At 71.6% G+C, this 24,672-nt stretch carries 29 protein-coding genes; 21 read left to right on the top strand and 8 right to left on the bottom strand.

The window, feature by feature from the left end:
• The first annotated feature begins 52 nt into the window (after positions 1 to 52).
• The 3 genes from ABD385_RS18215 to ABD385_RS18205 all read left to right on the top strand — a co-directional run bounded on the left by ABD385_RS18215 (position 53) and on the right by ABD385_RS18205 (position 3,287).
• Positions 53 to 490, top strand: a complete 438-nt coding sequence (locus ABD385_RS18215) for a gamma-glutamylcyclotransferase family protein (RefSeq protein ID WP_344577018.1) — start codon at positions 53 to 55, stop codon at positions 488 to 490.
• Positions 491 to 620: 130 nt separating this feature from the next.
• Entirely contained in the window at positions 621 to 1,436 is an 816-nt protein-coding gene (locus ABD385_RS18210) for a purine-nucleoside phosphorylase (protein WP_344577016.1), read from the top strand.
• 168 nt (positions 1,437 to 1,604) lie between these two features.
• The gene (locus ABD385_RS18205) at positions 1,605 to 3,287 is read left to right on the top strand and encodes a phospho-sugar mutase (RefSeq protein WP_344577014.1); all 1,683 of its coding nucleotides are present in this window, start codon (positions 1,605 to 1,607) and stop codon (positions 3,285 to 3,287) included.
• A 103-nt stretch (positions 3,288 to 3,390) separates the two neighbouring features.
• Here the strand turns inward: ABD385_RS18205 and ABD385_RS18200 are convergent, their stop codons facing one another.
• Both ABD385_RS18200 and ABD385_RS18195 read right to left on the bottom strand, forming a co-directional pair.
• Positions 3,391 to 3,621, bottom strand: coding sequence for a DUF397 domain-containing protein (locus ABD385_RS18200; protein ID WP_344577012.1), 231 nt, complete (start codon positions 3,619 to 3,621; stop codon positions 3,391 to 3,393).
• A gap of 1 nt (position 3,622) precedes the next feature.
• Entirely contained in the window at positions 3,623 to 4,495 is an 873-nt protein-coding gene (locus tag ABD385_RS18195; protein ID WP_344577010.1) for a helix-turn-helix domain-containing protein, read from the bottom strand.
• Between the two features lie 657 nt (positions 4,496 to 5,152).
• Here ABD385_RS18195 and ABD385_RS18190 point away from each other — a divergent pair.
• The 8 genes from ABD385_RS18190 to tgmC all read left to right on the top strand — a co-directional run bounded on the left by ABD385_RS18190 (position 5,153) and on the right by tgmC (position 10,308).
• Positions 5,153 to 5,374, top strand: a complete 222-nt coding sequence (locus ABD385_RS18190) for a hypothetical protein (protein ID WP_344577008.1) — start codon at positions 5,153 to 5,155, stop codon at positions 5,372 to 5,374.
• Positions 5,371 to 5,745, top strand: coding sequence for a hypothetical protein (locus ABD385_RS18185; protein WP_344577006.1), 375 nt, complete (start codon positions 5,371 to 5,373; stop codon positions 5,743 to 5,745). The genes ABD385_RS18190 and ABD385_RS18185 overlap by 4 nt, the downstream gene beginning before the upstream one ends.
• Positions 5,746 to 6,041: 296 nt before the next feature.
• Positions 6,042 to 6,305, top strand: coding sequence for a hypothetical protein (locus tag ABD385_RS18180; protein WP_344577004.1), 264 nt, complete (start codon positions 6,042 to 6,044; stop codon positions 6,303 to 6,305).
• Positions 6,286 to 6,801, top strand: a complete 516-nt coding sequence (locus ABD385_RS18175) for a DUF6879 family protein (RefSeq protein WP_344577003.1) — start codon at positions 6,286 to 6,288, stop codon at positions 6,799 to 6,801. The genes ABD385_RS18180 and ABD385_RS18175 overlap by 20 nt, the downstream gene beginning before the upstream one ends.
• A gap of 6 nt (positions 6,802 to 6,807) precedes the next feature.
• Positions 6,808 to 7,656, top strand: a complete 849-nt coding sequence (locus tag ABD385_RS18170; RefSeq protein WP_344577001.1) for a helix-turn-helix domain-containing protein — start codon at positions 6,808 to 6,810, stop codon at positions 7,654 to 7,656.
• 291 nt (positions 7,657 to 7,947) lie between these two features.
• The gene (gene tgmA / locus ABD385_RS18165; protein ID WP_344577000.1) at positions 7,948 to 8,196 is read left to right on the top strand and encodes a putative ATP-grasp-modified RiPP; all 249 of its coding nucleotides are present in this window, start codon (positions 7,948 to 7,950) and stop codon (positions 8,194 to 8,196) included.
• A complete protein-coding gene (gene tgmB, locus ABD385_RS18160) occupies positions 8,196 to 9,173 on the top strand; it encodes an ATP-grasp ribosomal peptide maturase (protein WP_344576999.1) in 978 nt (325 codons plus the stop codon). The genes tgmA and tgmB overlap by 1 nt, the downstream gene beginning before the upstream one ends.
• On the top strand, positions 9,163 to 10,308 hold the full coding sequence (gene tgmC / locus ABD385_RS18155; protein ID WP_344576997.1) for an ATP-grasp peptide maturase system methyltransferase: 1,146 nt from the start codon (positions 9,163 to 9,165) through the stop codon (positions 10,306 to 10,308). The genes tgmB and tgmC overlap by 11 nt, the downstream gene beginning before the upstream one ends.
• A gap of 56 nt (positions 10,309 to 10,364) precedes the next feature.
• Here tgmC and ABD385_RS18150 read toward each other — a convergent pair whose 3' ends face one another.
• Positions 10,365 to 10,988: a PH domain-containing protein gene (locus ABD385_RS18150; protein WP_344576995.1), complete on the bottom strand. Its 624-nt coding sequence runs from the start codon at positions 10,986 to 10,988 to the stop codon at positions 10,365 to 10,367.
• 144 nt (positions 10,989 to 11,132) lie between these two features.
• On the opposite strand from ABD385_RS18150, the gene deoC reads away from it, so the two are divergent.
• Genes deoC through ABD385_RS18135 form a run of 3 tightly spaced genes read left to right on the top strand, consistent with a single transcriptional unit; the run spans position 11,133 to position 14,423 of the window.
• Entirely contained in the window at positions 11,133 to 12,137 is a 1,005-nt protein-coding gene (gene deoC, locus ABD385_RS18145) for a deoxyribose-phosphate aldolase (protein ID WP_344577118.1), read from the top strand.
• 2 nt (positions 12,138 to 12,139) lie between these two features.
• The gene (locus tag ABD385_RS18140) at positions 12,140 to 13,570 is read left to right on the top strand and encodes an aldehyde dehydrogenase family protein (protein WP_344576993.1); all 1,431 of its coding nucleotides are present in this window, start codon (positions 12,140 to 12,142) and stop codon (positions 13,568 to 13,570) included.
• Positions 13,563 to 14,423, top strand: coding sequence for an aldehyde dehydrogenase family protein (locus ABD385_RS18135; RefSeq protein ID WP_344576992.1), 861 nt, complete (start codon positions 13,563 to 13,565; stop codon positions 14,421 to 14,423). Before ABD385_RS18140 ends, ABD385_RS18135 begins: the two co-directional genes overlap by 8 nt.
• A 114-nt stretch (positions 14,424 to 14,537) precedes the next feature.
• Here ABD385_RS18135 and ABD385_RS18130 read toward each other — a convergent pair whose 3' ends face one another.
• The gene (locus ABD385_RS18130; RefSeq protein ID WP_344576990.1) at positions 14,538 to 14,951 is read right to left on the bottom strand and encodes a hypothetical protein; all 414 of its coding nucleotides are present in this window, start codon (positions 14,949 to 14,951) and stop codon (positions 14,538 to 14,540) included.
• A gap of 183 nt (positions 14,952 to 15,134) precedes the next feature.
• Between ABD385_RS18130 and ABD385_RS18125 the strand changes: the two genes are divergently transcribed.
• The gene (locus tag ABD385_RS18125) at positions 15,135 to 15,815 is read left to right on the top strand and encodes a uridine kinase family protein (RefSeq protein ID WP_344576988.1); all 681 of its coding nucleotides are present in this window, start codon (positions 15,135 to 15,137) and stop codon (positions 15,813 to 15,815) included.
• A gap of 174 nt (positions 15,816 to 15,989) precedes the next feature.
• Here ABD385_RS18125 and ABD385_RS18120 read toward each other — a convergent pair whose 3' ends face one another.
• Positions 15,990 to 16,811: a SigE family RNA polymerase sigma factor gene (locus ABD385_RS18120; RefSeq protein WP_344576986.1), complete on the bottom strand. Its 822-nt coding sequence runs from the start codon at positions 16,809 to 16,811 to the stop codon at positions 15,990 to 15,992.
• A 258-nt stretch (positions 16,812 to 17,069) separates the two neighbouring features.
• Here ABD385_RS18120 and afsQ1 point away from each other — a divergent pair, with 258 nt between their 5' ends.
• The 5 genes from afsQ1 (at position 17,070) to ABD385_RS18095 (ending at position 20,984) form a co-directional block, all read left to right on the top strand.
• Positions 17,070 to 17,747, top strand: a complete 678-nt coding sequence (afsQ1, locus tag ABD385_RS18115; RefSeq protein WP_344576984.1) for a two-component system response regulator AfsQ1 — start codon at positions 17,070 to 17,072, stop codon at positions 17,745 to 17,747.
• Positions 17,744 to 19,483 carry an ATP-binding protein gene (locus tag ABD385_RS18110; protein WP_425585427.1) on the top strand — a complete coding sequence of 580 codons (1,740 nt, stop codon included), beginning with the start codon at positions 17,744 to 17,746 and terminating at the stop codon, positions 19,481 to 19,483. Before afsQ1 ends, ABD385_RS18110 begins: the two co-directional genes overlap by 4 nt.
• Positions 19,480 to 20,109, top strand: a complete 630-nt coding sequence (locus ABD385_RS18105) for a hypothetical protein (protein ID WP_344576982.1) — start codon at positions 19,480 to 19,482, stop codon at positions 20,107 to 20,109. The genes ABD385_RS18110 and ABD385_RS18105 overlap by 4 nt, the downstream gene beginning before the upstream one ends.
• 133 nt (positions 20,110 to 20,242) lie before the next feature.
• Positions 20,243 to 20,728 (top strand): VanZ family protein, encoded by a 486-nt coding sequence (locus ABD385_RS18100; protein WP_344576980.1) that lies wholly within the window; start codon positions 20,243 to 20,245, stop codon positions 20,726 to 20,728.
• A gap of 46 nt (positions 20,729 to 20,774) precedes the next feature.
• Positions 20,775 to 20,984, top strand: coding sequence for a PspC domain-containing protein (locus ABD385_RS18095; protein ID WP_344576978.1), 210 nt, complete (start codon positions 20,775 to 20,777; stop codon positions 20,982 to 20,984).
• 100 nt (positions 20,985 to 21,084) lie between these two features.
• Here the strand turns inward: ABD385_RS18095 and ABD385_RS18090 are convergent, their stop codons facing one another.
• Both ABD385_RS18090 and ABD385_RS18085 read right to left on the bottom strand, forming a co-directional pair.
• Positions 21,085 to 21,363, bottom strand: coding sequence for a hypothetical protein (locus tag ABD385_RS18090; RefSeq protein ID WP_344576977.1), 279 nt, complete (start codon positions 21,361 to 21,363; stop codon positions 21,085 to 21,087).
• A 141-nt stretch (positions 21,364 to 21,504) separates the two neighbouring features.
• Positions 21,505 to 22,665, bottom strand: coding sequence for an adenosine deaminase (locus ABD385_RS18085; RefSeq protein WP_344576975.1), 1,161 nt, complete (start codon positions 22,663 to 22,665; stop codon positions 21,505 to 21,507).
• Positions 22,666 to 22,768: 103 nt separating this feature from the next.
• Here ABD385_RS18085 and ABD385_RS18080 point away from each other — a divergent pair, with 103 nt between their 5' ends.
• Positions 22,769 to 23,536: an alpha/beta fold hydrolase gene (locus ABD385_RS18080; RefSeq protein WP_344576973.1), complete on the top strand. Its 768-nt coding sequence runs from the start codon at positions 22,769 to 22,771 to the stop codon at positions 23,534 to 23,536.
• Positions 23,537 to 23,595: 59 nt separating this feature from the next.
• On the opposite strand, the gene ABD385_RS18075 is transcribed toward ABD385_RS18080, so the two are convergent.
• Entirely contained in the window at positions 23,596 to 24,558 is a 963-nt protein-coding gene (locus ABD385_RS18075; protein ID WP_425585428.1) for a LysR family transcriptional regulator, read from the bottom strand.
• Between the last annotated feature and the right edge of the window lie 114 nt (positions 24,559 to 24,672).

The following is a 24,672-nucleotide window of genomic DNA, read 5'->3' as shown; positions in this document are numbered from 1 at the left end:
CGAATCTCCGGTACCACGAGCCCAACGGGGAACCTCCCGTACCCTCGGAAGCATGTCGCTCTACGCCGCGTACGCCGGCAACCTCGACGCGCGGCTGATGTCCCGCCGCGCACCGCACTCCCCGCTGCGCGGCACCGGCTGGTTGAACGGCTGGCGGCTCACCTTCGGCGGCGAGCAGATGGGATGGGAGGGCGCCCTGGCGACCGTCGTCGAGGACCCGGGCTCCCAGCTCTTCGTCGCGCTCTACGACATCGCCCCCATGGACGAGGAGTCCATGGACCGCTGGGAGGGCGTCGGCCTGGAGATCTACCGGCGGATGCGGGTGCGGGTGCACACCCTCGAAGGCGACGAGACCGCCTGGATCTACGTCCTCAACGGCTACGAGGGCGGTCTGCCCTCGGCCCGCTACCTGGGCGAGATCGCCGACGCGGCCGAATCGGCCGGCGCGCCGCACGACTACGTCATGGAGATCCGCAAGCGCCCCTGCTGACCGGTTCGCTCCCGCCCGGCCCGCCGCCGCGCCCCCGGCAATTCTTTGGCAGAAGCCACAAACCGACGCCCACAGGCCCGTGGGCAGCGACATCTACGCGCGTAGGGGATTACCGGCTACCCTCGTCCGCGTGAACGCATCTGTTACCCCCGACATCGACCCGAAGGGGGCCGCGGACGCCGCGGCCGCCCGCCTGCGCGAACTCACCGGTGCCGAGAGCCACGACGTGGCCCTGGTCATGGGCTCCGGCTGGGCCCCGGCCGCCGAGGCCCTGGGCGCGCCCGAGCACGAGTTCCCCGTCACCGAGCTGCCCGGCTTCCCGGCGCCGGCCGTCGCCGGCCACGGCGGCAAGATCCGCTCGTACCGGATCGGCGCGAAGCGCGCCCTGGTCTTCCTGGGCCGCACCCACTACTACGAGGGCCGCGGCGTCGCCTCGGTCTCGCACGGCGTGCGCACCGCCGTCGCCGCCGGCTGCAAGACCGTGGTCCTCACCAACGGCTGCGGCGGCCTGCGCGACGGCATGCGCCCCGGCCAGCCGGTGCTCATCAGCGACCACCTCAACCTCACCGCCACCTCCCCCATCGCCGGCGCCAACTTCGTCGACCTGACCGACCTGTACTCGCCGCGGCTGCGCGCGCTGTGCAAGGAGGTCGACGCGACCCTGGAGGAGGGCGTCTACGCCCAGCTCCCCGGCCCGCACTACGAGACCCCGGCCGAGATCCGGATGCTCCGCACCATGGGCGCCGACCTGGTCGGCATGTCCACCGTCCTGGAGGCGATCGCCGCCCGCGAGGCCGGCGCCGAGGTGCTGGGCCTCTCGCTGGTGACCAACCTCGCCGCCGGCATGACGGGCGAGCCGCTGAACCACGAGGAGGTGCTCCAGGCGGGCCGCGACTCCGCGATCGCGATGGGCACGCTGCTCGGCCAGGTCCTCAGCAAGATCTAGCCGGTACCGGCGCGCGGGCCGACCCAGGCCCGTCCCGGGCGGCAGGACCCCGCTGCCGGCGCGCACGGCGGACGGGACCGCGGACCCCACCGCGCCCCGCCGCCCGGCCGCCCGGCCGCGCGTCCCGTTAGGCATCCCCCACATCGCATCCACAGGCAGGAGCATCACGTGGCTACCGTTCCCGCGGAGCTGATCGGCCGGGCCCAGGCGTGGCTGGCCGAGGACCCCGACCCGGAGACCCGGGATGAGCTGGCCAAGCTCATCGAGTCGGACCAGCACGAGGAGCTGGCGGCGCGGTTCGCCGGCACCCTCCAGTTCGGCACCGCCGGTCTGCGCGGCGAGCTGGGCGCCGGCCCGATGCGGATGAACCGCGCGGTGGTCATCCGGGCCGCGGCCGGCCTCGCCGCGTACCTGAAGGACAGCGGGCAGGGGGACGGGCTGGTGGTCGTCGGCTACGACGCCCGCTACAAGAGCGCCGACTTCGCGCGGGACACCGCCGCGGTCATGGTCGGTGCCGGCCTGCGCGCCGCGGTCCTGCCCCGCCCGCTGCCGACGCCCGTCCTGGCCTTCGCCATCCGGCACCTGGGCGCGGTGGCCGGCATCGAGGTGACCGCCAGCCACAACCCGCCGCGGGACAACGGCTACAAGGTCTACCTGGGTGACGGCTCGCAGATCGTGCCGCCCGCGGACGGCCGGATCGCCGACCGGATCGCCGCGGTGCCGTCGCTGGCCGACGTGCCCCGCCCCGAGTCGGGCTGGGACGTCCTGGACGACGCGGTCCTGGCCGCCTACCTGGAGCGCACCGACGCGGTGCTGACCCCTGGTTCCGCGCGGGACGTGGGCGTCGTCTACACGCCGATGCACGGCGTCGGCCGGGACACCCTCGTCGCCGCCTTCGCGCGGGCCGGCTTCCCGGCCCCGACGGTCGTCGCCGAACAGGCCGAGCCGGACCCGGACTTCCCGACGGTGGCCTTCCCCAACCCGGAGGAGCCGGGCGCGATGGACCTCGCGTTCGCCACCGCCCGGGCCCAGGCCCCCGGCAGCGTCGACATCGTGATCGCCAACGACCCCGACGCGGACCGCTGCGCCGTCGCCGTCCCCGCCCCCGGCACCCCCGAGGGCTGGCGGATGCTCCGCGGCGACGAGGTCGGCGCGCTGCTCGCCGCGCACCTCGTCCGCAAGGGCGCCGCCGGGACGTTCACCACGACGATCGTCTCCTCGCAGCTGATGTCCCGCATCGCGGCCGGCGCCACGCTCCCCTACGAGGAGACGCTGACCGGCTTCAAGTGGCTGGCCCGGGTCGACGGCCTGCGCTACGCCTACGAGGAGGCGCTGGGCTACTGCGTCGACCCCGAGGGCGTCCGCGACAAGGACGGCGTCACCGCCGCCCTGCTGATCACCGAACTGGCCGCCGAGCTGAAGCGGGCCGGCCGCGGCCTGGCCGACCTCCTCGACGACCTGGCCGTGGACTTCGGCCTGCACGCCACCGACCAGCTCTCGGTGCGGGTCGAGGACCTGTCGCTGATCGCCGACGCGATGCGCCGGCTGCGCGCCGAGCCGCCGACGGCCCTGGCGGGCCTGGCGATCACCCGCGCCGACGACCTGAACGAGGGCAGCGCCGCCCTCCCGCCGACCGACGGCCTGCGCTACTACCTCGCGGGCGCCCCGGCCGACGGCATCGAGGCGGCCCGCGTCGTCGTCCGCCCCAGCGGCACCGAGCCCAAGCTCAAGTGCTACCTGGAGGTCGTGGTGCCGGTGGCCGACCGCAACGGCCTGCCCGACGCCCGGACCAAGGCGACGGCGACCCTGGCATCGATCAAGCGGGACCTGTCGGTGGCGGCGGGGATCTGACGTTCCACCGCACGGACGCACGACGTCAAAGGCCAGGCTCGGGGAGCCTGGCCTTTGACGTCGCGGGACGGGTGCGGCGCCCCAGAGTCTGTTCTTGCGCTCTTCATGAAGCGGTCAGTGCGCCCCCCGCAACAGCCGCCACGAACGCGGACCACGCGGGGCGCGACACTCGCGCTGCGGGGAGGTGGGTGTTCTTGGAGTCGCGTACGGCGATTCCGGTGGCACCGGGGATGTCGGCGACTTCAACGCAGTTGCCGTTGCCCGCCGTGTAGGAACTCTTACGCCATACGGCCCCGGCTAGGTCGATGCCGCATTGGTCGGCGGGGGTACTCATGTCAAACCAGCTCTTCCTCGATACGTTCGACCAACTCGACGCTATCGTCCTCCGAGAGCGAAGCGGCCGACAAGTTGCGGAAGAGCCGGTTCATGCGCCGCAGCGTGAGTGGATCGTCCCTGAAGTTCGTGGTGTTGTCCGCGGACTCGGTGAACGCCACCTCTGCCTCGCCGCCCAGTTGCATGCCGAAGAGCGTGAACGCCCCTGTGATGGCTGCTTTCTCACCCGCCTCGAAGGGCATGACCCGCAGTGTCACGTGGTCGAGCCCGGCCATCTGCACCAGGTGCCGCAGTTGCCCCCGCATGACCGCTGCACCACCGACCCTCAGGCGCAGCGCCGCCTCGGTCACCACCGCTTCGAAGATCACGGGTACGTCCTCGCGGAGCCTCTGCTGGCGACGCATCCGCACCTCCACAAGCCCCTCTACCTGATCCGGGCCGAGCGCCGTGAAACTCACGCCCGTGACGGCATGCGCATATTCGGGAGTCTGCAACGGGCCAGGAATGAGCAGCGGCTGGTACTCACAGCAGCGGGCCGCCTCGGACTCGTACGCCAGGAACTCGGCGTAGTTGGCGGAGATCACATCCGCGTACGCCTGCCACCACGGCGGGATGCGCTGCAAACCCAGGACCATGAGTTCGGCGAGCTCCGCACGCTTCTCCTCGTCGACGTCATAGAGCTCCATAAAGGCTTCGAAGTCCTTGCGACTACAAGCTCTTTGCGCCAGCTCGATGCGGCTGATCTTGGAGTTGTGGCAGTTGCAGTGTGCGCCGACGTCTTTCGCAGTCATGCCAAGCCCATCACGCAACTTCCGTAGCTCGTCACCCAACTTGCGACGTGCGGCCAGCGGACTCCCGCTGCTGACAACGGCCATGACTCCTCCACCTCCGTCGACTCCCCGCCGCGCCGAGAGTATCTCCCCGCAAAACATCACACGTAGCGATTGATTGGCAATTTGCCAATCAATCGCTTGACTCCGCGATCGCGCACCCCACACCATGGATCCGGTCACAGGTTGTTGTGTCTCGACTGCGTAGCGTTCGTCGAGGCGTGACGCCCATCCGCCAGGCAGGAGTGCCCAACGCTCACGGGCAGAGGAGGACGACATGGCACGTGCCGACGACGCCCCGACCCGCCGACGCGGTACGGCCGTTCGGCACGACGAAGGCCGTGCTACTGGGCATCCGGCGGGGGCAGGGCGGGCCCCGTGGTTCCCCACGACCTGCTGGTGCGGGCGACGCCAACTCCGAATCTGAGCCGGCTCCTGCCCCTGCAACTGCCGCGACACCGCTTCCGAAGAACCCCAGGAAGCGCGGCACCCGTAAGCGCCTTGGCGGCCGAGGCACCGGCCGCCAAGGCATTCACCAGCTAGATAGGAGCTGATGACATGCGCGACCTTATCGCGGGCCTGTTGGGCTGGTTAAGCCCCGGATTCCCATATCCCCAGCCTCTCTGCGAACCACTACTGCGGCTACTTCTACCTGCCCATGGGAACCACCGGGCCACCGGCGCCTCGGCCACCACTCCGCGCATGGAGCTGCCCAGGTCTCCGGACCCGAAGAAGACCGCGGACACTCCTCGACTACGGCTGCTGCACGCCACCGACACCCACCTCGTCCGTCCCTACGTCCTCACGCCGGAGGAGCAGCGGGAGCACCGCTCACAACCGGTGCGGCGACGGGCCCTGTGGCTGGCCTCGCACGGCATTGACGCGGGGCCCTGCTGGATCCACGAAGTGATGGTGACGGCATGACGAACCCTGTGCACGGCACCCGGTTACTGCCATGGACCAGCCCGGAAGGGAAGCCGTGCTACCTCCTCGGTGGGACCGGCACCGGATACGTCTCGCGTCTCGCCGACCGGGTCGAGGCGGAGCAGATGACCTCTGCCGCCGACCTCATCGAGGACGCCGGTGACATCCTCACCGCCCGCTCGTGGACGCCGGGCGAAATCCATTTGCTGGCCGTCGAGTTGACCGCCCAGCTGACCAAGGTCCACCGGTTGTCGCTCAGCCGGGGCGCCCGCTTGCTCCAGTTGGAGAGCGCTCTCGACGAGGACGCTGTACTTGATGCAGGCCGTACCGATGGCGACGAGCCGCAGTCCGCCACAAGCGGCACAGCATGAGGGTGCACCACCACTTCGCCGGACGGACGCTGTCGTCCGCGGAGAAAGCGGCAGCGCAGTGCGCCGGTGCGCGTATGGCGAGGTAGCTCAAGGTGGGGCCGCCGGGCTGCGGTTCGGCGGTTCCACCTCACGTTCTCCCGCCCGGGAGCTTTCCCGGGCGCCCAAGGACCCTGCTCCAGGGCGTGCTGTCGCTCGTGTGTCATATCAAGTGTGCGTCCATGCGCCCCTTGACGGGCCACCCAGGCAGGAGGAATGTCGCGCAATCGGGCGCACGTTCATCGAGAGAGGAAGAAGCCATGCGGCTACGTTTCCTGGGAATCATCCCGAACACGCCTGACACCGACTCGCCGACGATCTGGCTGGACGAGGACACCGGTGACGTGCTGATCCAGTCTTACAAGGCCACGGAGGAGGAAGTGAAGGCGTGCCAGGAGATCGGCTCGATTCCCGGCCACTCCACGGACGTGCCGAATCACGAGACGATCGTTCGCCTACCGAAAGTCATGCTTCAGTACATTCCGCACGCGGAGGACAGTGTCAGTGACCAACCCCGTTCTTGACGGTCTGGCTCGTGCCCGGCACACCGCTGTGCATTTGGAGATGCGCGACGCATACCAGCCCGACGACCCCGAGTTCCTTGCATGGCAGCGCGGAAAGCGCCTTGACCCTGCCGCTGACCGGTCGTCGTGGTGGCGCCCATTCTTGGACGTGGTGGCAGAGACGACCGCACGCGGAGTCGTCATGCGACGCGCACGAATCGTGTCGGAGCCGGTGACGGAGTACATCACGTACGAGTACGACGTGACGTTTCCCAACGTGGCGGCCGGGGAGTTGATTCGCTGGCTACCACGGCGGAAGGCAGCCGACATTCCGCTGCCGGGTACTGACCTCTGGATGTTCGACGGGGAAGCGGTGTTGTTCACCTACTTCTCCGGGGTCGGCGAGGTGGTCGACCGGGAGTGGCGAACGGAACCCGACGTCCTGAAGCTGGTCGGTTCGGCCTTCGAAGCGGTGTGGGAACGTGCGACGCCGCACGAGGAGTACGAGCCGGTCTGACGCACGGTGACCACCTCCGGATCGTCGAGCGTTCGACGGGCTCGGCGTATCCTGGCCGACCGCCTGCGGGAACTGGTCAAGGAAGCCGGGATGAACGGCAAAACCCTTGCCTCGGAATGCGGCTGGCATCCGTCCAAAGTCTCGCGGATCTCGACGGCGAAGAGCACTCCGTCAGAAGAGGACATTCGTGCCTGGTGCCGGGCATGCGGCGCGGCGGACCAGACGGAGGACCTGGTTGCTTCGCTCCACGCCGTTGAAGGCATGTGGATCGAGTGGCACCGCATGGAGCGGACGGGTCTCAAACGCGCCCAGGAGGAACGACTGCCGCTTTTCGAGCGCACCCGTTGGTTCCGCTCGTACTCGTCGTGGCTGGTGCCCGGCCTCGTCCAAACGTACGGCTACACGGAAGACGTGCTGCGTGCGGTCCAACGAAGACGGGTGGTGATCGACGACGTTGCCGACGCGGTGGCCGTCCGCATGGAGCGCCAACGGGTCCTGTACGAAGGGAAACGGCGCTTTGCCTTCCTGATCGAGGAATCCGTCTTGAGCAACGGCCTCGGTAACTCCGACACCCATTGCGGGCAGCTGGAACACTTACTGACGGTAGGGGCCCTGCCGAACGTGAGCGTGGGAATCATCCCGGCCCGAATCGGCCGGACGCGCATGCCGGTGGAAGGCTTCTGGATTTTCGACCAGGCTCAGGTCAACGTCGAGTTGGTCTCCGGCTATCTCACGCTCACCCAGCCCAGCGAGGTGGCCATGTATGCCACCACTTTCACGGAATTGGCCGAACTGGCCGTCTACGGCACCACGGCGCGCCGGCTGATCGCATCGGCGATGGATGCGTCGAGGTGATTCCCTGCAATCGCGCGCAATCGACTGGGAGTTGAGCATCCGCCCTGCCTAGCGTTGTCGTCATCGGAGCAACAACGCGAGTCGAACCGCGGAGATGTCCCGGTCCGTCCCGCGGGGAGTGTCCCGGGCGCTCCCCTGAAGGATGCCGTGCGGGTTCCGCCCCCGCGGTGAGGGAAACCGGTCCCGCCCTTTTGTGAGCAGCAGGAGGGCGGGACCTCCACGAGTCAGCCGCCCACAGGCCGTACACCACAGCCCTCTACCTGGGACGTTCACGAGGAGGAGACGCCAGCGATGACAACCACCCCTGCCTCGTGGGGACTTGACCGCATGCAGTCGTTCCCGTCCACCACCGTCATGCCGTGCACCCGCATCGTTCTGGATCCGCGGACACAGACGGCCCGGTGGCTGGCCGAGGACGGCAGCGCGCTCCCGGTCATGGACAAGCACAAGGCCAGTGAGACGTCGAAGGAGACCAGCACCGCGACCAGTCTGGACGGCAACCGGGACGAGGGCCACGACCAGTCAGCCGACAGCGACTGATGCCCAGTTCCAGGGCGACCGCCACGGCCACCCCCGTCCTCGTCGTGACACGGCTCGATGACGCCACGGCCGACCTCGTCATCAACGAGCTGCACCAACGCGAGGTCCCCGTGGTCCGCCTCGATCCCGGGGACTTCCCCGACGGGCTCCGACTGACCGCGTTCCTCGACGGCCACAGCCTGACAGGCGTGGCGCTGACCGCGACGCGAACCGCGGACCTGGCCGGCATCCGCTCGGTCTACTGGCGGCGCCCCACCGCCTACGTCACCGGTCCGGGACAAGTCGAGCAGTGGTGCGCCGACCAGGCGCGGTACGGGCTCGGCGGCGTACTGGCGGCACTGCCCGGGGCGCACTACGTCAACCATCCGTGGCGGAATCGGGACGCCGAGCACAAACCCGTCCAGCTCGCCGTCGCCGCTCGGTGCGGACTGCGCATCCCACCGACCCTGATCACCAACGACCTGGATGAGGCCCGCCGATTCGCCGAGCAGCACCGTCCGGTGCTCTACAAACCGCTGTGGAACAGTCCTTACGTCGGCCCGGACAACCGACCGTTGACGATATGGGTGGACGACGTGCCCCCCGACTCCCTCGACGCCGGTGTCTCGCGGACCGCCCACCTCTTCCAGCAGCGCGTCGACAAGGCCGCCGACGTCCGGCTCACGGTCGTCGGGCAGCGGCTCTTCGCCGTCCGCGTCGACTCACCCGGCCTCGACTGGCGACGCACCTACGACCACAACAGCTACACGCTCATCAACACCCCCGCCGACGTCGCCCATGCCGTACGCGCCTACCTGGACACCTTCGACCTGGTCTACGGCGCCTTCGACTTCGGAATCGACCACACGGGGCAATGGTGGATGTACGAGTGCAACCCCAACGGCCAATGGGCATGGTTCCCCGGCCACATCACCGCCCCGATCACCGACGCCCTCGCCGACCAACTCCAGCATTCGGGAGAGCCTCGTGAACGCTGACACCACCCCCGTCTCTCTGCGCCGAGCCCTCGCCGACACCCTCGCCGCCAAGGGCCTGCTCACCGAACCCGCGTGGCGCACCGCGGTCGAATCCGTTCCGCGCCACCACTTCCTCGGCACCTCGGTGTTCCGTCCGCAGGGGACGGCGTGGGAGCCGGTCCACCGCGCTCGGACCGACGATGCCGCCTGGCTGCGCCTCGCCTACTCCGACGAGACCCTGGTGACCCAGGTCGACGGCATCGCAGCCGCCGACGCAACCAGCCCGGTGACAGGACGGCCCACCTCCTCCTCCACCCTCCCCTCCCTCGTCCTCCGCATGGCCGAGCTGTCCGGCGTCAGCGCGGGGGACCGGGTGCTGTGGGTAGGCACCGGCACCGGTTACTCCACCGCACTCGTCTCCCACGTCGTCGGCGCCGAGAACGTCACTTCGATCGAATACGACCCTCAACTGGCGCAGTCGGCCGCCGATCGCCTGCACCACGCCGGTTACCACCCGCACCTCGTCACCGGCGACGGACTGCAGGGTCACAGTGCCAACGCGGAGTACGACGCGCTGGTGGCCACCTGCGCCGTACGGTCCGTCCCCGTCTCCTGGATGCGGCAGGTCCGCGACGGCGGCACCCTCACCATCACGCTGAGCGGTTGGATGCTCGCATCCGGACTCATCCGCCTCACCCTCGGCGATGACGGCAGCGCCACCGGCCGCTTCGCCGGTGACCGGATCAGCTTCATGCTCGCCCGTCCCCACGAACGGCCGCCCCGCCCGACCTTCTTCCGCCGCTGCGGCACCAAGCGCCGCGCCCGCGTGGACCCGGGACTGCTCGACGACTGGACGGCGCAGTTCGTCGCCCAGCTCGCTGCCCCTTCCGCAGAACTCATGACCATGGACGACGGGGTGATCCTCGTGGACACCGCCACCGGATCGCAGGCATGGACCGAACGGAGGGGAAGCAGCTGGGACGTGCACCAGCACGGGCCGCTCAGCATCTGGAACCAGGTCGAGGAGTCCCTGATCAGGTGGCAGGAGGCCGGCGCGCCCGATCAATCGGCCTTCGGCATGACCGTGGCTCCGGACCTCGTCCAAACCGTCTGGATCAATGATCCCGACGGGCCGTCCTGGCAACTGCCGGCGTGAGAGCGATGCGGCGTCGGTCGGGGCCGGTCTCTGGCGGGCCGCCGCCCCCACTCCCCCTACAGCACCCCCATCACCACCAACCCCACCGCCCCCAGCACGCTCGGCCCGAGGACCGCGTACGACCAGCGGACCTCGGGTTCGCCCTGGGCGGTTTCCCGGTGGGTCGCGCGGTCCTTGATCTCGTGGAGTTCGGCGAGGGTCTGGTCGGCCATCGCCTTCGGGACGGGACCGGCGTCGGCGTTGAGGCCGAAGCGGGGGCGGCCGGTGCCGCGCGCGGCCTGGCGGGCGACCTTCTTGCGCTGGCGGAGGGAGACCGGAACGGCCCACAGCTGGTACTTGGCGCCGGCGCCGGTGAAGACCTCGGCGGAGAACGTCGCGCGCAGGTCCTCGACGGCCGCCCAGGGCAGCGTGATGGTGCGGAACGGGTTGCGCACCAGCAGCCGGTCCTCGTTCGCCCGGACCAGCGGCCGCAGCGAGAAGGCGGCGACCAGCGGCACCCCGAAGAGCAGCGCGAAGAGCGCGGTGAGCTTGGTGGCGGGGGTGCCGCGCAGCAGTGCGTCGGCGCCGAGCCAGAGGCCGAGCGCGATGAGCAGTGCGCCGCCGACCAGGGCCGCCGGCGAGCGGTAGCTGCGTTCCGCGTACTGCTGCGGAGGCGAGGTGGACCGTTCCGGGCTCGTCATGCCGCCGATTCTGCCTGACCGTCCGGATGCCGGACATTGCGTTACGGCATCAATGCGGACGCCGTGCGCATCCGGCCGTTCTGGGGCGGTTCCGGCCGGGGGCTGGCATGTCGCTACGCGCGTAGATATGCTCCCCTCGTGACCATGCCCACTGCCATTTCGGAAGTACCCGCATCCGGCAACGAGGCCGCGGGGCGCCTGGCGTCGATGGCGGACGTGACCGCCTCGAACGGAGCGCTGCGCCGCTTCCTGCACGGACTCCCCGGCGTCGACGCGGTAGGGCTCCAGGCCCGCGCCGCCACGCTCGGCACCCGCTCGATCAAGACCACGGCGAAGGCGTACGCCATCGACCTGGCCATCTCGATGATCGACCTGACGACGCTCGAAGGCGCGGACACTCCCGGCAAGGTCCGGGCACTGTGCGCCAAGGGCGTCCACCCCGACCCCACCGACCGCACCGCCCCCAAGGTCGCCGCGATCTGCGTCTACCCGGACATGGTCGGCGTGGCCAAGGAGGCGCTGGGCGACTCCGGCGTCCACGTCGCCTCCGTCGCCACCGCCTTCCCCGCGGGCCGGGCCGCGCTGCCGGTGAAGCTGGCCGACACCCGGGACGCGGTGGCCGCCGGCGCCGACGAGATCGACATGGTGATCGACCGGGGCGCCTTCCTCTCCGGCCGCTACCTGGAGGTCTTCGAGGAGATCAAGGCCGTGAAGGAGGCGTGCGCCCGGCCCGACGGCTCGGCCGCCCACCTGAAGGTGATCTTCGAGACCGGCGAGCTCCAGACGTACGACAACGTCCGGCGGGTCTCCTGGCTGGCGATGCTGGCCGGCGCGGACTTCATCAAGACCTCGACGGGCAAGGTGGCGGTGAACGCCACGCCGCCGGTCACGCTGTTGATGCTGGAGGCGGTGCGCGACTTCGCCGCGGCGACCGGCGTGCAGGTCGGCGTGAAGCCGGCCGGCGGCATCCGGACGACCAAGGACGCGGTCAAGTACCTGGTGATGGTCAACGAGACGCTGGGCGACGCGTGGCTGAGTGCCGACTGGTTCCGCTTCGGTGCCTCCAGCCTCCTCAACGACCTGCTGATGCAGCGCCAGAAGCTCAGCACCGGCCGCTACTCCGGCCCCGACTACGTCACGGTGGACTGACCATGACCTTTGACTACGCACCGGCGCCCGAGTCGCGCGCCGTGGTGGACCTCGCGTCCTCCTACGGGCTGTTCATCGACGGCGAGTTCACCGAGGGCGCGGGCGGCGGCCTGCGCAAGACCGTCTCGCCCGCCACCGAAGAGGTGCTGGCCGAGTACACCCAGGGCACCGCCGACGACGTCGACCGCGCCGTCAGGGCGGCCCGTGCGGCGTTCGAGAAGTGGTCGGCGCTGCCGGGCGCCGAGCGCGCCAAGTACCTCTTCCGGATCGCCCGGATCATCCAGGAGCGCTCGCGCGAGCTGGCCGTCCTGGAGACGCTGGACAACGGCAAGCCGATCCGCGAGTCCCGGGACGCCGATCTGCCGCTGGTGGCAGCGCACTTCTTCTACTACGCGGGCTGGGCGGACAAGCTCGACCACGCGGGCCTCGGCCCGAACCCGCGCCCGCTGGGCGTGGCCGGCCAGGTCATCCCCTGGAACTTCCCGCTCCTCATGCTGGCCTGGAAGATCGCCCCGGCGCTGGCCTGCGGCAACACCGTCGTCCTGAAGCCCGCCGAGACCACTCCGCTGTCCGCGCTGTTCTTCGCGGACATCTGCCGGCAGGCCGGGCTGCCCAAGGGCGTCGTCAACATCGTCACCGGTGACGGCTCGACCGGCGCGGCGCTGGTGGGCCACCCCGGCATCGACAAGGTCGCGTTCACCGGCTCCACCGAGGTGGGCAAGGCGATCGCCCGCACGGTCGCCGGCACGGACAAGAAGCTCACCCTCGAACTGGGCGGCAAGGCGGCCAACATCGTCTTCGACGACGCTCCGATCGACCAGGCCGTCGAGGGGATCGTCAACGGGATCTTCTTCAACCAGGGGCACGTGTGCTGCGCGGGGTCCCGGCTGCTGGTCCAGGAGTCGATCCAGGACGAGCTGCTGGACGCGCTCAAGCGGCGGATGGCCACCCTCCGGGTCGGCGACCCGCTGGACAAGAACACCGACGTCGGCGCGATCAACTCCGCCGAGCAGCTGGCCCGGATCACCGAGCTGGCCGACGCGGGCGAGGCCGAGGGCGCCGAGCGCTGGTCCCCGGCGTGCGAACTGCCCGGCGCCGGCTACTGGTTCGCGCCGACGCTGTTCACCGGCGTCACCCAGGCCCACCGGATCGCCCGCGAGGAGGTCTTCGGCCCGGTGCTGTCCGTGCTGACCTTCCGCACGCCGGAGGAGGCGGTGGCCAAGGCCAACAACACGCCGTACGGGCTGTCGGCGGGCATCTGGACCGAGAAGGGCTCGCGCATGCTGTGGATGGCGAGCAAGCTGCGGGCCGGCGTCATCTGGTCCAACACGTTCAACAAGTTCGACCCGACCTCGCCGTTCGGCGGCTACAAGGAGTCGGGCTTCGGCCGCGAGGGCGGCCGGCACGGTCTGGAGGCGTACCTCAATGTCTGAGCGGTTGGCTGTCTTCAAGACCTACAAGCTGTACGTCGGGGGCAAGTTCCCCCGGTCCGAGAGCGGGCGGGTGTACGAGGTGACCGACGCAAAGGGCAGCTGGCTGGCCAACGCCCCGCTGGCCTCCCGCAAGGACGCGCGGGACGCGGTGGTCGCCGCCCGCAAGGCGTTCGGCGGCTGGTCGGGCGCGACGGCGTACAACCGGGGCCAGATCCTCTACCGCGTCGCGGAGATGCTGGAGGGCCGCCGGGACCAGTTCGTCGCCGAGGTGGCGGACGCCGAGGGGCTGTCGAAGGCCAAGGCCGCGGCGCAGGTGGACGCGGCGGTCGACCGCTGGGTCTGGTACGCGGGCTGGTCCGACAAGGTCGCCCAGATCGCCGGTTCGACGAACCCGGTGGCGGGCCCGTACTTCAACCTCTCCACCCCGGAGCCGACCGGCGTGGTGGCCGTGGTGGCGCCGCAGGAGTCGTCGTTCCTGGGGCTGGTCTCGGTGCTCGCCCCGGTGATCGTCACGGGCAACACCGCCGTGGTCGTGGCCGCCGAGCGGGCCCCGCTGCCGGCGCTGTCGCTGGCCGAGGTGCTGGCCACCTCCGACCTGCCGGGCGGGGTCGTCAACCTCCTCTCGGGCCGGACCGCGGAACTGTCCGCTCCGCTCGCCGCCCACCAGGACGTCAACGCCCTGGACCTGGCCGGCGCCGACGCCGAACTGGCGGCGGAGCTTGAGACCGCCGCGGCGGACAACCTCAAGCGGGTGCTGCGCCCGCGGGCCGCGGACTGGTCCGCCGACCCGGGCACCGACCGGCTGCTGGCCTTCCTGGAGACCAAGACGGTGTGGCACCCGATGGGCGTCTGATCCACCTCCGTGCCGGCTCCGCCCGGGGCCGGCACGGACGACGACGAACGGCGCGGGACCCGGCCCCCTGGTGGGCCGGGTCCCGCGCCGTCGCGTTGCGGGAGGGGCGGTCGGTCAGCCGGGCAGCAGCCGCATCGCGGTGCCGGTCACCGGCAGGTCCCGCAGCGAACCGCCCTTGGTCACCGGGTCCGTCAGCTGGGTGGTGCTCACCGGCTTGAAGTCCGCGACCTGGGTGCCGAGGCCGTTCGCCAGCGGATCGACGCCGGTGTTGGCCATCGGGTCCAGCTTGAGGTCCTTGACGGGGCCGAGGCCACGGCCGGTGGAGCCCGTCACCGAACGCGTCAGGGCCTGTCCCACCAACCCGTCGTCCGCGGTCCGTTGCGGGGCCGTGTCGCCGGCCGCGGGGGCGGCCGCGCCCGCCACCGCCGCGCCGCCCGTGAGCGCGACGCCGGCCGCGGAGACCACCAGACCGGCGCGCAACAGGCCGCGGGGGACGCGGCTGGGCTTGGGACGTGCGTGGGAGGGCATGTGAGCCACCTGCCTGTGGATCGAAAGCGGAGCGGAATTGCGGTGGTGCCACCGGTCGCGCGGACGACTCGTGAACCCTCCGCGTAATCGGTTGACTGCGAAGCGTAGTTGAGGGGTGCCCGGGCGTTCCACCTCGCGCGCCAGGGGTACCCCCCACGGCGCAATGCCCGACAATGAGTGCCCGTGAACTCCCATTCGCCCGCCCGGCCGCGCGCCCACGTCCTCCTGCTGACCGGCCCCTCCGGCTCCGGGAAGACCTCCCTGGCCGCCCTGTCCGGCCTGCCCGTCCTCAACCTCGACGACTTCTACAAGGAGTGCACCGACCCCTCGCTCCCACAGTTGCCGGACGGCGGCGGCGCGGACTGGGACTCGCCGCTCTCCTGGGACGCCGACGCCGCGGTCGCGGCCATCGAGGAACTGTGCCGCGCGGGCCGGACCGCGGTCCCGGTGTACGACATCGCGTCCAGCTCCCGGACCGGCACCACGGGCCTGGCCCTGGACGGGGCGCCGCTGTTCGTCGCGGAGGGGATCTTCGCCGCCGACGTCATCGACCGGTGCCGGACGGCGGGGCTGCTGGCCGACGCGCTGTGCCTGCGCGGGCGGCCCGCCACCACCTTCCGGCGGCGGCTGGCCCGGGACCTGCGCGAGGGCCGCAAGCCCGCGGTGTACCTGGTGCGGCGGGGGCTGCGGCTGCTGCGCAGCGAGCGGACGATCGTGGCCCGGCACGCCGCGCTGGGCGCCCATCCGTGCGCCAAGCCGGAGGCGCTGACCCGGATAGCGGCGGCGCGGAAGGCCGCGCCGTCCGGTGCGAACGGGGTCGAAGGCGCGGGCGACGATCCGGCGCGGACCACGGCCCGGCGCTGACGCGCGGGCCGCCGTGGGCCGGCCGGAGCCGGCTCCCGGCACGCACGAAGGAGCGGGTTCGGACGCACCCCCCGGCCGCCCGAACCCGCTCGTTTCCCCCGTGTCCCCCGTTGTTCCCCCGTGTCCCCCCTCGGGTTCTCCCCCCGGATCCCCCTCGGGCCCTACCCCCCGTCCTCAGGCGACCAGTGCGCCGAAGGACTCCTGCTCGTCACGGCCGAAGCTGAGGACCTCGTCCTCGCGCAGCCGGCGCAGCGAGCGCCAGATGCTGGACTTCACCGTGCCGACACTGATGTTGAGGATGTCCGCGATCTCCGGGTCCGTGCGGCCCTCGTAGTAGCGCAGCACCAGCATGGTGCGCTGCGTCTCGGGCAGCCGGGCCAGCGCCTGCCACAGGACGGCGCGCAGCTCGGTGCCGCGCATGGCGTCCGCGTCGGCGGCGGTCTCGGGCAGTTCCTCGGTCGGGTACTCGTTGAGCCTGCGTCGGCGCCAGGCGCTGATGTGCAGGTTCGTCATGGTGCGGCGCAGGTAGCCGCCGAGCGCCGCCTTGTCGCTGATCCGGTCCCAGGCCCGGTAGGTCGAGAACAGTGCGCTCTGCAGCAGGTCCTCGGCCTCGAAACGGTCACCGGTCAGGTGGTAGGCGGTGGCGTACAGGGAGGCGCGGCGCTCCTGGACGTAGGCGGTGAAGGCCGCTTCGGCCTCGGCCGCGTCCGCCGCGGTGCGCCGGTCCCCCGTCCCCCCGTACCGCGCTCCCCCGTCGGCGCTTCGCGGGCCGTCGTCGCCCCCGTTGGTCCGCTGCGCCACCACCGTCGCGTCGATGGCCACCATGTACGGCGGCCGTTGACGCCCCGTGCTGCGGGCGCACCCCCGCCCTCCCCCGAGCCCTCGGCTTCGCTCGGGCGCGGTGGTGCCCCCCTCGGCACCGGACTTCTCACGCCCGATGTCGTGGAGGCGCGTGACGACCGCGCCGGACGTCGTGCCGTGCAGGGTGTTCTTCATCGCGCTGCCCCCCGTCGATCGAGCCAGTTGGTTCGGTGTGTCCCGGTCGGGATCCCCCCTCTGCGGAGTTGATCTCTCCCGGCTGACCCAAAGCCTGCCAACCCAGTTTCATCGCGTTGTCCGCCGTCTGTCACAGGCGTGTCACAGGGCCGGTGGGGGTGCGGCGTGGCTCCGTCACGACGGGCGGTCGGGCCCGGTGGGCGGCGCCGGGCCGCCACCGGTCGATCTACCGGCGCCCCATGCGCCAGAATGGCGAGCGTGCCTTTCCTGTTGCTGATCGAGGACGACGACGCCATCCGCACGGCCCTCGAACTCTCGCTGTCCCGCCAGGGTCACCGCGTGATGACCGCGGCGACGGGCGAGGACGGCCTGAAGTTGCTGCGCGAGCAGCGCCCTGACCTGATCGTGCTGGACGTGATGCTGCCGGGCATCGACGGCTTCGAGGTCTGCCGGCGGATCCGGCGGACGGACCAACTGCCGATCATCCTGCTCACCGCGCGCAACGATGACATCGACGTGGTCGTGGGGCTGGAGTCCGGCGCCGACGACTACGTGGTCAAGCCCGTGCAGGGCCGGGTGCTGGACGCCCGGATCCGCGCGGTGCTGCGGCGCGGGGAGCGGGAGTCCAGCGATTCGGCGACGTTCGGCTCGTTGGTGATCGACCGGTCGGCGATGACCGTCACCAAGAACGGCCAGGACCTGCAACTGACCCCGACCGAGCTGCGCTTGCTGCTGGAGCTGAGCCGTCGCCCCGGGCAGGCACTGTCCCGGCAGCAGCTGCTGCGGCTGGTGTGGGAGCACGACTACCTGGGTGACTCCCGGCTGGTGGACGCCTGTGTGCAGCGGCTGCGCGCGAAGGTGGAGGACGTCCCGTCCTCGCCGACGCTGATCCGCACCGTCCGCGGCGTCGGCTACCGGCTGGACGCGCCGCAGTGACGACGGCCACCCCGCACGACGGCGGGGCCGGGGAGGGGGCGCACGAGGCCGGGGACGGCGACGCGCCGGGCGGCCGGCTGGTGCGGCTGCTGCGCCGGGTCGCGGGCCTGCTGCGGCTGACGAGCCTGCGGTTGCGGCTGGTGGTGGTGTTCGCCCTGGTGGCGCTGACCGCGGCGGTGTCGGCGTCCGGCATCGCGTACTGGCTCAACCGCAACACGGTCCTGGACCGGACGCAGAACGCCGCCCTCCAGGACTTCCGCAAGTCGTTGGAGGACAACACCCGCTCGCTGCCGCTGCGCCCGCGCTGCTCCGAACTCCAGGACACCGCGCGCCAGATGGCGGCCGGCCCGCAGAACTACGCGGTGCTGCTGATCGGGGTGGACCGCGAGGGCAAGGCGTGCGCGGCCACCACCGACAAGGACCTGCTGACGCTGGAGAACGTCCCGCAGGCGCTGCGCAACGCCGTCGACCAGGTCCGTCCGGTCGACGAGAACAACCAGGCCCCGCACCACCTGTACTGGCAGCGCAAGGAGGTCGGGGACGTCCCGTACCTGGTCGCCGGGGCGAAGGTGATCGGCGGCGGACCGACCGGCTACATGATGAAGTCGCTGGCCACCGAGCGGCAGGACCTGTCGTCGCTGGGCTGGTCGCTGGGGATCGCCACCGCGCTGGCGCTGGTCGGCTCGGCGCTGCTGGCGCAGGCCGCCGCGACGACCGTGCTGCGGCCGGTGCAGCGGCTCGGCCACGCGGCCCGGCAGCTGGGCGAGGGGCGGTTGGACACCCGGCTGCGGGTGACCGGCACCGACGAGCTGGCCGACCTGTCACGGACCTTCAACCGCACCGCGGAGCGGCTCCAGCAGCGGGTCGAGGAGCTGAGCGGCCGGGAGGCGGCCTCCCGGCGGTTCGTCGCCGACATGTCGCACGAGCTGCGGACGCCGCTGACCGCGATCACCGCGGTCACCGAGGTGCTGGAGGAGGAGGCCGACTCCTTCGACCCGATGATCGCGCCGGCCGTGCAGCTGGTGGTCAGCGAGACCCGGCGGCTGAACGACCTCGTGGAGAACCTCATGGAGGTCACCCGCTTCGACGCGGGGACCGCGCGGCTGGTGCTGGACGCCGTCGACGTCGCCGACCAGGTCACCGCCTGCATCGACGCCCGGGCCTGGCTGGACGCGGTGGAGCTGGACGCGGACCGCGGCACGGTGGCCCGTTTGGACCCGCGGCGGCTGGACGTGATCCTGGCGAACCTGATCGGCAACGCCCTCAAGCACGGCGGTTCGCCGGTGCGGGTGTCGGTCCGCACGGAGCCGGCCGAGCCCGCGGCGGCCGAGTCGGCGGCGGGCGGTGCCCAGCCGGCGGACGGCCCGGCGGCGGAGCCCCGGCCCGCCGCCGACGCCGCCCCGTTCGAGCAGGGCGGGGAGATCCCCGGCGGGCAGTTGGTGATCCGGGTGCGGGACCACGGTCCGGGCATCCCGGAGGAGGTGCTGCCGCACGTCTTCGACCGCTTCTACAAGGCGAGCGCGTCCCGGCCGCGGTCCGAGGGCAGCGGTCTGGGCCTGTCGATCGCCCAGGAGAACGCGCACATCCACGGCGGCGGGATCAGCGCCGCCAACCACCCCGAGGGCGGCGCGGTGTTCACCCTGCGGCTGCCGATGGACGCCTCCCGGCTGGCCGACGACGCGTCGGCGGCCGGCGGCGAGCGGCCGGCCGGCGGGGGCGCGGAGGGCGGCCGGTGATCCGGCGCGGGCGGCGGGCTGCGGTACGGCGCGTCGTGCCGGCGGCGGTGCTGGCGCTGGCCGCCGCGGGCTGCGGGATCCGCGGCACGTCGGTCCCGGTCGACGCGGGCGGCGCCCCGTCCCGGGTGAGCTGCCACGCGCCGGGCACGGGTGCGGTCACGGCGGCGGGCGCGGAGCGGGTCGCGGTGTATTTGGTGTGCGGGTCGGCGCTGGTCCCGGTGGAGCGGCAGGTGGCCCGGCCGCAGGCCGCGCCGGGGGCGGCGGTGCGGCTGCCGGTGGCCCGGGTGCTGCTGGCCGAGTTGCAGAAGCCGCCGGCGCCGGACGAGACCCGGGCCGGGTTCAGCACCGCGATGCCCGGCACGCTGCGGGTGGACGGGCCGCGCGCCGGCGACGCCCCCGAGGCGCTGCGGCTGTCGGCCGAGCCGGACGACCTGCCGTCGTTCGCGTTGGCCCAGTTGGTGTGCACCTACGGCCGCAGCGCCGCGCTGGGGCGTAGCGGCGGCGCGCTGTTGGGCGGCCCGGGGTCGGCGGCGGCGCACCGCTACGACTGCTCGCCGGACGTGCAGGCCAACCCGGACGCCGCGCAGCACGCGGGTTGGGGCGACCCGCAGTCCGAGGAGAGCTGAGCGGTACCGTCCAAGACGGGCACAACGGGGCGGAACCGCGCCCCCCGGTACCGGCGTCCTGGCCTGTGTGCAGCGTCATGGCCCCGGCAACACCGTCGCCCCCCGTTTGCGCGCCACCGGGTTTCTCCTCCTTGTGGCGCATCTGTTGATCGTCGGCTGGCTGATGTTGCGTCCCCGTACGGTGCCGTGGGTGCCGGCGGCGAACCTCCAGCCGCTGGCGTCGATCCACGCCGAGCTGGCGCGGGGTGGCTGGGAGGCGGTGTGGCACCTCGGCGCGCCGGTGCTGCTGCTGGCGCCCCTCGGGGTGCTGCTGCCGTTGGTCGGCGGCCGACTGAACGTTTCGCCTTGGGGCTCGATGGCGCACACGGTCTTCGCCGGCGCCATGATCTCGTTGACGATCGAGCTGCTGCAGACCTCGGTGCCGGGTCAGGTGCCGGACGTGGACACGGTGCTCCTGAACGCGCTCGGGGTGGCGCTGGCGCACCTGGTGGTCGTCCCGGGGGCCCGGTCCCGGCTCCGCCGGCGGGACGAGCGGGGTCGGGGTGCGACCCCGAGAATCTCCAGGGTCGGTCTGGCCCCGCAGGCTGACGTCTTCTCCGGCGGCCGGACCTACTTTTGAGGCATCGGGGCAACCGCCCCGGATCGTCGAGAAGGAGTATCCCGTCATGGCCGCCGCACTGGTCCGACCCGCCAACAACCGCATGATCGCCGGTGTCTGCGCCGGCCTCGCCCGCCGCTTCGGGACGTCCCCGGCGACGATGCGGGTGATCTTCCTGCTCTCCTGCCTGCTGCCCGGTCCGCAGTTCGTGGCGTACCTCGCCCTGTGGGTGCTCCTCCCCTCGGAGGACTCCGCGCGCGACGCCGCGGCCTGGTGACCGCCCGCGCCCCGGACACGACGGCGCCCCGGTCCGCACGGGATACCGCGTACGGACCGGGGCGTCCAGGGGCCGTCCCCTAGGGGACGGCGGAGCCGGTTCAGCCGCCGAGGGGGAGGTTCTTGGTGACCGTGCCGGCGGGGATGCCGCCGAGCAGCTGGTTGCCCTTGGAGGTGACGGGAGCCTTGACGTCGCTGCCGCCGCCCTTGGCCGCTCCGGAGAGCGTGCTGGTGGCGTCCTTCACCGGCAGGCTGTGCAGCACGCGGTTGGTGTCGATCGAGTTGCCCGCCGGGGCGGCGTGGGCCGCGCCTGCGGCGGTGGCGGCGATGGCGGCGCCGAGCGCGACGGCACCGAGAGTCTTGACCGTTCCCTGCTTCATTGCTTTACGTCCTCGTGATGGGGGCTTGACCGGCTAGGAAACCTAGTAAGGCGGCCGGCGCCCCTGCAAACACCTCAGGCGAGCGGAAAAACGGCCGGTGGACAATCCACCGGCCGTTGCGCTAGACGCCTTTTCGGGCGCTCACTCTGCGTCAGAACCGCTGCTGGGGGCGGTGGTTGCGGCCGACTGACGGAAGAGCCATTCCGAGCGCAATTCCGCGTATCCGGGCTTGATGACGTCATTGATCATGGCCAGACGTTCATCGAAAGGAAGGAAAGCAGACTTCATACCATTGACCGTGAACCACTGGAGGTCGTCGAGCGTGTAGCGGAACGTCTTCACCAGGTGCTCGAATTCCCGGGTCATGCTCGTGTCGCTCATGAGCCGGTTGTCGGTGTTGACCGTGCAGCGGAACTGCAGTCGGCGCAGCAGCCCGATGGGGTGCTCCGCGTAGGAACTGGCGGCGCCGGTCTGGAGGTTGGAGGTCGGGCACAGCTCCAGCGGGATGCGCTTGTCGCGGACGTAGGAGGCGAGCCGGCCCAGGGTGACCGAGCCGTCGTCGGCGACCTCGATGTCGTCGATGATGCGGACGCCGTGGCCGAGCCGGTCGGCGCCGCACCACTGGAGCGCCTGCCAGATGGACGGCAGGCCGAACGCCTCGCCGGCGTGGATGGTGAAGTGGTTGTTCTCCCGCTTGAGGTACTCGAAGGCGTCGAGGTGGCGGGTGGGCGGGAAGCCGGCCTCGGCGCCCGCGATGTCGAAGCCGACCACGCCCAGGTCGCGGTGGCGGTTGGCGAGTTCGGCGATCTCCAGCGCCCGGGCCGCGTGCCGCATCGCGGTCAACAGGGCGCCGACCCGGATCCGGTGGCCGCGCTCGCGGGCCCGCCGTTCGCCCTCCCGGAAACCGTCGTTGACGATCCGGACGACCTCTTCGAGGCCGAGCCCGCCCTCCAGGTGCTGTTCGGGCGCGTAGCGGACCTCGGCGTAGACGACGCCGTCCGCCGCCAGGTCCTCGGCGCACTCCGCGGCGACCCGGAACAGCCCCTCCCGGGTCTGCATGACGGCGCAGGTGTGCGCGAAGGTCTCCAGGTAGCGCTCCAACGAGCCGGAGTCGGCGGCCTCGCGGAACCAGGTCCCCAACCGGTCGGGATCGGTCTCGGGGAGTCCGGCGTAGCCGATCTCGCGGGCCAGCTCGACGACGGTGGCGGGGCGCAGTCCGCCGTCGAGGTGGTCGTGGAGCAGCACCTTGGGTGCGCGACGGATCTGTTCGGCGGTCGGGAGGTTGCTGAGCTCGCTCGTCATTTCGGCACTGTAGACCCTACGCGCGTAGATATCGCCGAACGATACGTAACAGTGACCCGTCCGCAGGGTGGACAGGGCTGCTCGTTCTGCCATCGTTCTCGTCATGTCTCAGCAAGCACTGCCGGTGCGCGAGGCCCGGCTGGGAAAACCACTGGGAGCGGGTGGCACGGACCGGACGGTCAACGCCGTCGCCCTCCTGTTGCCCGGGTGCGGGCCGACCGGGCTGCGCCGGCCGTCGCCGGTACCCGCCCTGTCCGTGCGCCCGTTGGCCACCCGGCTGGCCCGGGCCGGCCGGGCCGAGGGACTCACCGCCCACGTGGTGCACTACCGCTGCCGCGGCTGGAACGGTTCCGCCGCGCACCCGGCGCGGGACGCCACCTGGGCGCTGGACGAGGTGGTCCGGCGCTACGGCGACGTCCCCGTAGCCCTGGTCGGCACCGGCATGGGCGCCCGCGCGGCCCTGCACGCCGCCGGCCACCCGGCCGTGCACGCCGTCCTGGGCCTCGCCCCGTGGCTGGCCGACCCGCGCCAGTACGGCACCGACCCCGACCCGGTGAAGCAGTTGATCGGACGCCAGGTGCTGCTGGTGCACGGCACCAACGACGAACGCGTCGACCCCGACCTCTCCTACCGCTACGCCCAGCGCGCCAAGAAGATCAACCGCGACACCTGCCGCTTCGAGGTGCACTCCGACGGCCACTCCCTGCACCAGCACCGCTTCGAGGTGCACGCCCTCGCCACCGACTTCCTCCTCGGCGCCCTCTTCACCCGCGCCTACGCCCGCCCCGTCAAGGACGCCCTGGCCGCTCCCCCGCCCCTGGGCCTCCGCATGCCGCTGGCATCGGGCTTCGGGACGTCCCTGCGGCACTGACCGGACGGTCGACTCCGGTGCGGGGTGGGGGTGTCGGGGCGCCGGTGTCGGGGTGCCGCTCACGGCAACAGCGCGCCCCGGCGGCTCAGGAGGAACTTCTTGAAGGCGGTCACCGGGGGCGTGTCGACGCGGCCGTCGAGCCAGGCGACGCCGATCTCGCGGACCGCGCGGGGGGCGGTGACGGTCAGTTCGGCGACGCCGGGGCGGGGGACGGCGGGGGGCGGGAGGAGGGCGACGCCCAGGCCGGCGGCGACCAGGCCGCGGAGGGTTTCCGCCTCCTCGCCCTCGAAGGCGATGCGCGGGGTGAAGCCGGCCTCGGTGCACAGGGCGTCGGTGATCCGGCGGAGGCCGTAGCCCGGTTCGAGGGTGACGAAGAGTTCGCCGGCCGCCTCGGCGAGGCGGATGCGCTTGCGGCCGGCCAGCCGGTGGTCGTCCGGGACGACCAGGCGGAGCTTCTGCTCGTCGAGGCGGCGCGCCACCAGGTCCGGGTAGTCGGGGACCGGGGAGGTCAGGCAGAGGTCGAGGTCGCCGGCGCGGAGGCGTTCGATCATCGCTTCGCCGTAGTTCTGGACGAGTTGGAAGCGGATGCCGGGGTGGTCGGCGCGGAAGCCGCGGAGCAGGCCGGGGACGGTCTCGGAGCCGAGGGTGTGCAGGAAGCCGAAGGCGACCTTGCCGGCGGCCGGGTCGGCGTCGGCGCGTACCTCGTCGGTGGCCCGTTCCAGGTCGGTCAGGGCGCGTTCGGCGGCGGTGCGGAAGGCGCGGCCGGCCGGGGTGAGGGAGAGCGTGCGGCCGTGCCGGGCGAAGAGGGCGACGCCGAGGTCCTGCTCCAGCCGCACCAGGGCGCGGCTGAGGGTCGGCTGGGGCATGCCGAGTTCGTGGGCGGCGCGGGTGACGTGCTCGTGCCGGGCGACGGCGGCGAACTGGGCGAGCCGCGGGGCGAGGGTCAGCGCCCAGGAGTCGGGGCCCAGCTCGGCGGCCTCGGGGGCGGTCGGCGCGGCCGCCGAGCGGAGGCGTTCCGGAATGTCTTTTCTGTTGCGGCCTTGCAACAGAGGCGGCGGTGAGCTGCGATCATGTTCCACGGCATCGATTATGGCGTTTTGATGCATTGGACGCATGAGGTGGCGTCCTTCTACCTT

Origin of the sequence: Streptomyces lunalinharesii (assembly GCF_039532155.1) — a bacterium.
GTDB classification, from domain to species: domain Bacteria; phylum Actinomycetota; class Actinomycetes; order Streptomycetales; family Streptomycetaceae; genus Streptomyces; species Streptomyces lunalinharesii.
This window is presented reverse-complemented; position numbering and strand designations above follow the sequence as displayed.